Source organism: Glycocaulis sp., from assembly GCF_051859565.1.
Lineage (GTDB): Bacteria > Pseudomonadota > Alphaproteobacteria > Caulobacterales > Maricaulaceae > Glycocaulis.
The window spans coordinates 21,542-28,961 of sequence record NZ_JBHYFK010000011.1; the positions used below are offsets into that span (position 1 = coordinate 21,542).

Sequence of the window (7,420 nt, forward strand, 5' to 3'; positions counted from 1 at the left end):
TCATGCAGATGTGCATCCCCCGTTGATAGCGATGTTCTGCAAACGGGGTGAAGAAACCGTTGCGCACGCCACACAAACTGCACATCGCCAATCGTTAGCAGCTTCTTAATCGAAGCAGGCCTGTTTCGTTCAGACCTATTTGATTCAGCCGGCAGGACGCGACCATGAGCATGCTTCTCGATCTTGATGCGGAACTCGCAAAAGGCGTTGAGGACATCATCAACCCGTCGCAGGACGCGCGCACCACCGCCATACCCGGCCTGGACCTGGACGCCAGCCCTGCCGTCAAGGCCGATCCGAAAATCGCCGCCCGGCTGCGCCGCTCCATGTCGCTGGTCGACGAAGGCAAAGCCGCAGAAGGCGCACGCCTCGTCCTGAAGCTGCTGGACTCACACCCGGATCACCCGGTGGTCAACCAGGCAATGGGCATGGCGCTGGAGCATCTGGGCCGCCTGTCCAAGGCGCTGGAATTCTATGAGCGCTCGCTGCAGCGCGATCCGGCCAATCCCGAGATTTACAAAAGCCTTGGCGTGTTGGCCTCCAAGTTGGGACTGTTGCCGACCGCAGAAAAATTCATGCGCATCTATTTGCGCATGACCCCAAATGCGAAGGGCGGCGCAGTGCAGCTGGCCAGCATATTGCGCGACCAGTCCAAGTTCGAGGATGCGATCGAACTCCTGCGCCAGGCGATCTATGGCGATCCGGAAAATGCCGATCTGTGGAACGCGATGGGCACAACGGTGATGGAGAGCGGGGACGCCGCCGAGGCCATCACCTTCCACGCCGAAGCGCTCCGGCTCCGGCCGGGCTATGCCCGCGCCGCGCATAACCTCGCCCATGCGCTGGAACTGACCGGCGATGTTGAAGGCGCGCTGGAGCACTTCAAGACAGCCATCGACAATGCGGAAGCCGAGCCCGACCGGATCATTTCCACCCATGGCTATTCGCACACATTGCTGTCTGCGGGGCGGCTGGCGGAGGGCTGGGACCTCTACCGGGCGCGCCTGAACATGCACTACCGCTTTGCCACCAATTTCCTCATTCCCGCCCGCCCCTGGGATGGGGCAGACCCCGCCCAGCTTAAGGGCAAGACCCTCGTGGTCGTTGGTGAGCAGGGCATTGGCGATGAAGTGCTGTTTGCCAGCACCTTCCACGACGCGCAAAAGGCTGTCGGCCCGGAGGGCGAGCTGCGCATCGCGTGCGAGAAGCGGATGGTCCCGCTGCTGCAGCGTTCCTTCCCGAAAGCCATTGTCGAGCGCCACTACACGGTGGAGCGCGAAGGCCGCCAGCACCGCCACGCCCCGGATCTGTTCAAGGACGGCAAGGCCAATCTGTGGACGCCAGCGGGTAATCTCTGCCGTGCCTTCCGCTCCAGCACGGATGACTTCCCGGATGAGCCCGGCTTTCTGACCGCCGATCCGGCCCGCGTGGCTGCCTTCAGCAAACAGCTTGCAGCGCTGGGTAGCGGCCCCAAGGTGGGCGTGCTGTGGAAGTCCTTGAAGATGAACGCGGCCCGCTCCAAGCACTTTGCGCCCTTCGAGATGTGGAAGCCTATCCTGAAAACGCCCGGCGCCGTGTTTATCAACCTGCAATATGGCGATGTGGACGAGGAGCTGGCCGACGCCGAAGCGCGCTTCGGTGTGAAAATCCATCAGCCGCAAGACATTGATCTGAAGGATGATCTCGACGGCGTGGCGGCGCTTGGCAAGGCCTGTGATCTGGTGCTTGGCCCGATGAACGCTACCACAAACCTCACCGCCTCGGTGGGCGGGCAGGTCTGGTTCATCCGCCCGATTGCGGTAAGCTGGACGCTGCTGGGCCGCGACCAGATGCTCTGGTATCCCCAGACGCGCACCTTCACCGGCAACCGCTATCGCGACTGGGCAGGCGGCATGAAGAACATGGCGGAAGCCTTTGAAGGTTTTGTCAAAGCGCACAAAGCTGAAGCGGCCTAGGCCAGCGCCCTCACCACCTCACCCAGCGCATCGCGCAGGAAGAAGGCACCCGCCTGCCCGCGCCCCAGCACCAGCGTATCCGGAAAGAGCTCGGCAAGCCGCTCCCCATGCGCTTTTTGCTGGGCGGCAAGGCCCGGTGTGGGCAGCGGAAAGCCCTGACGCACATGGGTAATCGCCTCTGCCAGCACACAGGTGCCGGGCGCGAGAACGCCCATGCGGGCCAGCTCGTCCAAGATCTGCGCTGACGGCGGAGCCTCGCTGCGGTGGGCGTTGAGGATGACCTCCACGGTCAGATGATACTGCCCCTCCCGCATCGGCATCCCTTGCACATTCGGGTAGAGCGTGACGCGGTAGCTGGCAAAGGCCGGATCATAATTTGTGATGTAAAACAGCTTCGTAGCAAACGGGCGATCGACCACGGCATGATAGAGCGCGAGGCCTGACGTCATCCTTGGCGGCGGGCCCGGCGGCAGCGCGCCAGCCGCCCGCAGCAACAAGGCACCCGGCACACTCCAGACCAGCCTGTCTGCCTCAATCATGGATCCGTCCGTTAGTGCCAGACGCGCGCTGCCCGACGCGCCCGGCTCCACCTTTTCGGCGGCGAGGCCGGTGCGGATGGTGACGCCTTCTTCCCGGGCAATGGTCTCAAGCCTCTGGGCCCAATGACCAATTCCGCCCCGCCCCGGATAGCGGAACACTCGCGACGGGTCAGACGGCGCGCCCTCATCACGTGAATGGAAGGCAAGGCGGGCATCGTGAACCGGATCGGTTTTCAGCTCGCGCGTGCGTTGGGGTGTGAACATCACGAGCCGCGACAGGCCGTAAAGCGATGCCACACCTGGCGACAGTTCTTCCGGGGCAAGCCCGGTGATCTTGGTCAAAGCAGGCGCCAGCACCTGGTCCAGCGCCGCTGCACCGAACCTGCCTCTTAGAAATTCATCAACGGTTTCCGTATCTTCACCGCTACCGCCAGCATCAAAATACCCTGCCTCCACCGTTTCGCGCACGGGAGCAGACAGGCCATTGATGTCGAGAAAGCCGGTCGCCTCCTGAAACCGCCCGGCAAAGAAAGAGCCAGACGGCAACTGGTTGAATTCCAGCCAGTTTTCACGCGGGTCCAGCGCATCTGCATCGAGCCTGGCATCGCCCAGGCGTGGTACGAAGCGTGTGCCATTGTCAAACTCGAACCCGTTAATCACGGGCAGCGAGCGCATCAGCCCGCCAAGCTCGCTGTCGCGCTCCAGCAGCGTGACGGCAAAGCCCTTGCGTTTCAGCAGGATGGCCGCCACCAGCCCGACCGGGCCGCCTCCGACAACGACTGCGCCGCTCATCGTCCCGTCTCCGTGAAGTGCTTCTGGTATACGCCGCCATTCATGGCGGCCACCTCCGGGTGAACGTCCAGAAAAGCGACGACATCATAAAGGCTTATCGCCAGCGGATCGCCGCCAATGCCCTCGAGCAACGCCTCCATCATCGCCATGTCAGCCGGCTCATCGACCGTAATGCGGTAATCTGGCCGCCTAAGCTCTTGTGGGGCCTCCATTTTTACCAGCCGGAAGCGGTCGGGACGCGTATAGAGGAAGGGCGTCACGTGCTCGCGCTCGAAGGGTTCGGCGGCTTCCCGGGCCGCGAGCTCCAGCGCGGCACGGGCGATGATTTCTGCGTTGATCCCGCGTGGATAACCGCCATCCGACCCGCAGGAGAGATGGTCCGGGCGCTCAGTGGCGAACACGCCCAAGGCGTTGTCGATCAACGCAGAATCGATGAGCGGGCAGTCCGCCGTCACGCGGACAATCGTGTCGGCTCTGGTGAGATGAAGAGCCCCGGCAAAGCGGGATAAAACATCATCGCGGGAGCCGCGCGCGACGGGAATGGCGAGATCAGCGCAGAGATCGACAATCGGGTCATCGGCCTCCTCCGCGCTGGTGGCGACGATGATGTCAGAGAGGTGTTTGCTGCGCTGGAGCCGCCCTAGCACGAGCTGGAGCATCGGGCGATTACCCAATTCCATCAACACCTTGCCGGGAAGGCGTGAGGAGGTCATGCGCGCCTGGATGATCGCTGCAGCCTTCATGCGAACCCCTCCAGACAGAGCGCCGCGACCCGGCCTGCCGCCCCGGCATCCACGATATTGAAGGCGCGCGCGGCACGGGCATTGATATCCGCCGGACTATCCAGCGCCGCAAGGATCGCCCGCGCGGCCCGTTCCGGTTCACGATCAATGGCGAGCGCCAGTTTCTGCGCATCCAGCGCGAAGACGTAATCCGCCGTCGTGTCCCACGGCAGGCAGAAGGCCGGCCGGCCAAGCGCAAAAGCCTCATAAGTCGTGCGCCCGCCCAGCGTCACCACGGCATCGGCGCTGGCAATCGCACCGGCAAGCGACTTAGGTTGATCAATAATTTCAATGCCTTCACCAACCGATTCAAGCAGGTTCAGCCGTCTCTGCGCCTCCCACCCTGCCCCGATGAGCGCGGTCAGATGGAGGGATAGACCGGAATGGTAGGATAGACGATGAAGCGCCTCCACCAGGGGTTCGGTGAGCCTTCCGGGATCAGAACCACTCAAGGCAATCAACAGCTTGGCATAACTCCCCCCCAGCACGCGCGGGGCTGGCGGGCGCAGGGCCAGCACGTCACAGCGGACCATGTGGAGATGGGCGCCGACCTCTATCCGCCGCGCCATGGGCGGGCCGGCCTCGGTCAGAACCGGATCATCGACTATCGCCAAGTCGCTGGAATAATGACCCATTCTGGAACTGGCGAGGAGGGCGATACGCGCCGCCCCGGCGGCATAATGAGCCTCGCTATCCACCTGCGTCAGATCCGGCCGGTCTGCGACCAGCACGTCCGCCGGGAGCGCGCGTTTCAGGGCGGATAAAGCCGCACCTGCATCAGGGATAAGTTGGACGTCAGCGCCCTCCGCTTCGATGAAGGCACTAAGAGAAACCGGTGCTTCGGCAATGACTTGCACCTTCGCGACGCGTTTCAGCAAAGCGGGGATAAGTGACTGGCAACGGGTGAGATGCCCGATCCCGGCATCCCCGCCTCCCGCCGTCCAGATCAATACCCGCATCAGGCCTTCAGCGCCTCCCAGGTGAGGACAGAGCCCTGCTCAAGGTCGCGCGGAACGGCCATTCCGATAATCTTTTCAGCATCATAGGGGTCAATGCCGTGGCCCGGACGTTTTGTTTCCAGGTGATCGGCCGTGATTACCTCGCCCGCCTTGAGGCCGCGCTTAAGTATCAGGGATCTAACGGAAACTTCGCGTTCACGCACCTCGGACGGCAGAATTCCGGTGCGTACACCGCCGATTGCCGCCTCCAGACGGCGGATTTCGCGGCAGAGATCGCTAAACTCTTGAGGCGATGAGGAAAACCAGTGGTCCGGCCCGTCCGCGTCCTGATCATAGGTGACGTGCCGCTCCACTATCTTGGCCCCCAGAGCCACAGATCCGAGGGCCGCCGTTATACCTATCGTATGGTCTGAAAAACCTATGACCGCGTCCGGAAATACCCCTTTGAAGGCGGGGATTGTCGCAAGGTTCACCTCTTCCATCGGAGCGGGGTACTGGGCGAGGCAGTGGAGCACCGCAAATGGCACATTTCCGGCGCGCAACGTGTCGACCGCGCGGACGGTTTCGGGCAGCAGCGATTTTCCGGTCGAGAGGATGACCGGCTTGCCGGTGCGTGCCAGATGCTCGAGCAGGAATCTGTCACGCACATCCGAGGAGGCGACTTTCCAGAGCGGCACGTCGAGACGCTCGAGAAAATCGACGCCATCAAGGCTGAACGGGGTGGAAAAGGGAATGATGCCCTTGGATTTCGCATATTCAAACAAGGACTTGTGCGCCGCGCGCGGCAGAGCCAGCCGGTCAAACAGCCCGCCAATCGTCTCGGTGCGCTCGCGCCCTTCCCGCCCCCAGGTCAGCACACGGTCCGGGTCAGCCACCAGCTCGGCGGCGCTATAGGTCTGAAACTTAACGGCATCTGCCCCAGCAGCCGCCGCCATATCGACCAGCTCTCGCGCGCGCTCAGGGTCGCCATCATGGTTCGCGCCGATCTCGGCGACGATGAAGCAGGGCGCGTCCCCGCCGACCGTGCGGCCCGCAACATTAAAACTCGCCGCCATCAGCCTGCCTCCGCCCAGAACACCGTCCAGACATGGCGTTCGGTTTCGTTTTTCTTCCAGAGCTCCACCCGCTCCGCGTTGGAGATGGCAAAGCCCGCCGCTTTCAGCATCGCCTCGCCCGCCGCCCGGTCGTGGAAGGAATAGAGCGCGCCGGCATAGGGCCCAGCCCGATCATCGAGCAGATACGTGCCCCCGCCCCGATGCGCGCCGAGCCCGGCAAACCAGCTTTCCGGATGACGGAACTTCACCCACAGCATGCCGCCGGGTTTCAGGAGCGCGCGGGCGCGCGCAAACCCGTCCGCCATGCCAGCTTCCGTATCGATGAAGGGGCTGTCCCAGACGATGAGGTCAAACGGCTCAGCGGGTGTCAGCACGTCCTGAAACGCGCCGGTCAGCACGCGCGCCTTCATCCCCGCAGCGGAGAGGATCGCGCGGCAGTTATTGGCGGCGTCTTCGGAGATGTCGACGCCCAGCGTTTCAAAGCCCTGCCGCTCCAGCGCGAAGAGATTGCGGCCATTGCCGCAGCCAATCTCCACAGCGCGGCGGCTCGCGTTTCCGGCACGGTCTGAAAAGCGCGTGCCCAGGAAGCGCACCAGATTCTCGTCCGGCCAGCTCAAGACATGGGCCAGCGCCTCCGCCCCCCAGAAGGCGGCAACGCCGGTGCGCACTGCGCTTTCCTCCGCCATCACTTGCTCTCCACCGGCACCAGGGCCGCCAGCCGCCCGGCCATGCGCATGCCCTCCAGCTCGTCTGCGGTCAGCATCACCATGAAGCCGCGCTGCAGGGCGCTGGCGCCATCAATCAGGGGGCCAAGCAACTCGCCTTTTTCCAGCTCGCACTTGACCGCGATTCGCTCCACTTCCGCGATCAGGCCTGCAAAGTCCGGCGTGGCGGCGACGCGCCCCGGCGGCACGGGCAGGAAGGAGAAGAAGGCGGGACGCTGGAAATTCAGCGGCGCCATCACCTGCCCCATCAGCACCAGCGAGATGAAGCTCTCCATCACGTTCTGCCCGTGGCAGAGCGGCAGCAGCGCCGAATGGATGGCGTGGCCGGAGGGGCGCGGGGCAAGCTCGATCAGGCTGACCCGCCCCTCATCGCTCACCATCATGTCGGCATGGAAGAGCACGTTATCGCACTGAAGCGCGCCAAAGGCCTTGGCGGCGATGGCAGCGACTTGGGGGCTGACGGCTTCGCCTGCCGGGTCCTTGGCGAGATAGCTGATCGCCTGGCGGTGCGGCGCAGGGGTGAGCATTTTCCAGCGGATGGAAAGCAGCCGCACCTCGCCGCCAATGACCGCGCCATCCACGCCAATCTCCCGGCCCGTCAGCGCTTCCTCGG

The 7,420-nt window shown here is 63.7% G+C and carries 7 protein-coding genes; 1 reads left to right on the forward strand and 6 read right to left on the reverse strand.

Annotated features, from left to right (window positions below):
• Positions 1-164 precede the first annotated feature (164 nt).
• On the forward strand, positions 165-1,955 hold the full coding sequence (locus tag ACTIGC_RS13295; protein ID WP_439634874.1) for a tetratricopeptide repeat protein: 1,791 nt from the start codon (positions 165-167) through the stop codon (positions 1,953-1,955).
• Here the strand turns inward: ACTIGC_RS13295 and ACTIGC_RS13300 are convergent.
• The 6 genes from ACTIGC_RS13300 to ACTIGC_RS13325 all read right to left on the reverse strand — a co-directional run.
• Complete coding sequence (locus tag ACTIGC_RS13300) at positions 1,952-3,286, reverse strand: FAD-dependent oxidoreductase (RefSeq protein WP_439634875.1); 1,335 nt, start codon at positions 3,284-3,286, stop codon at positions 1,952-1,954. The genes ACTIGC_RS13295 and ACTIGC_RS13300 overlap by 4 nt on opposite strands.
• Positions 3,283-4,029, reverse strand: a complete 747-nt coding sequence (locus ACTIGC_RS13305) for a cytidylyltransferase domain-containing protein (protein WP_439634876.1) — start codon at positions 4,027-4,029, stop codon at positions 3,283-3,285. Before ACTIGC_RS13305 ends, ACTIGC_RS13300 begins: the two co-directional genes overlap by 4 nt.
• Positions 4,026-5,027 carry a hypothetical protein gene (locus ACTIGC_RS13310; protein ID WP_439634877.1) on the reverse strand — a complete coding sequence of 334 codons (1,002 nt, stop codon included), beginning with the start codon at positions 5,025-5,027 and terminating at the stop codon, positions 4,026-4,028. Before ACTIGC_RS13310 ends, ACTIGC_RS13305 begins: the two co-directional genes overlap by 4 nt.
• Positions 5,027-6,082 (reverse strand): N-acetylneuraminate synthase family protein, encoded by a 1,056-nt coding sequence (locus ACTIGC_RS13315; RefSeq protein WP_439634878.1) that lies wholly within the window; start codon positions 6,080-6,082, stop codon positions 5,027-5,029. Before ACTIGC_RS13315 ends, ACTIGC_RS13310 begins: the two co-directional genes overlap by 1 nt.
• The gene (locus tag ACTIGC_RS13320; protein WP_439634879.1) at positions 6,082-6,768 is read right to left on the reverse strand and encodes a class I SAM-dependent methyltransferase; all 687 of its coding nucleotides are present in this window, start codon (positions 6,766-6,768) and stop codon (positions 6,082-6,084) included. The genes ACTIGC_RS13315 and ACTIGC_RS13320 overlap by 1 nt, the downstream gene beginning before the upstream one ends.
• Positions 6,768-7,420 (reverse strand): hypothetical protein (locus tag ACTIGC_RS13325; protein WP_439634880.1); only part of this gene is annotated, 653 nt, incomplete at its 5' end. The genes ACTIGC_RS13320 and ACTIGC_RS13325, both read right to left, overlap by 1 nt.

Coding starts and splice junctions, on each gene's coding strand:
- ACTIGC_RS13310 (WP_439634877.1), bottom strand. CDS start 5,027: ATGCGGGTATTGATCTGGACGGCGGGAGGCGGGGATGCCGGGATCGGG.
- ACTIGC_RS13300 (WP_439634875.1), bottom strand. CDS start 3,286: ATGAGCGGCGCAGTCGTTGTCGGAGGCGGCCCGGTCGGGCTGGTGGCG.
- ACTIGC_RS13315 (WP_439634878.1), bottom strand. CDS start 6,082: ATGGCGGCGAGTTTTAATGTTGCGGGCCGCACGGTCGGCGGGGACGCG.
- ACTIGC_RS13320 (WP_439634879.1), bottom strand. CDS start 6,768: ATGGCGGAGGAAAGCGCAGTGCGCACCGGCGTTGCCGCCTTCTGGGGG.
- ACTIGC_RS13305 (WP_439634876.1), bottom strand. CDS start 4,029: ATGAAGGCTGCAGCGATCATCCAGGCGCGCATGACCTCCTCACGCCTT.
- ACTIGC_RS13295 (WP_439634874.1), top strand. CDS start 165: ATGAGCATGCTTCTCGATCTTGATGCGGAACTCGCAAAAGGCGTTGAG.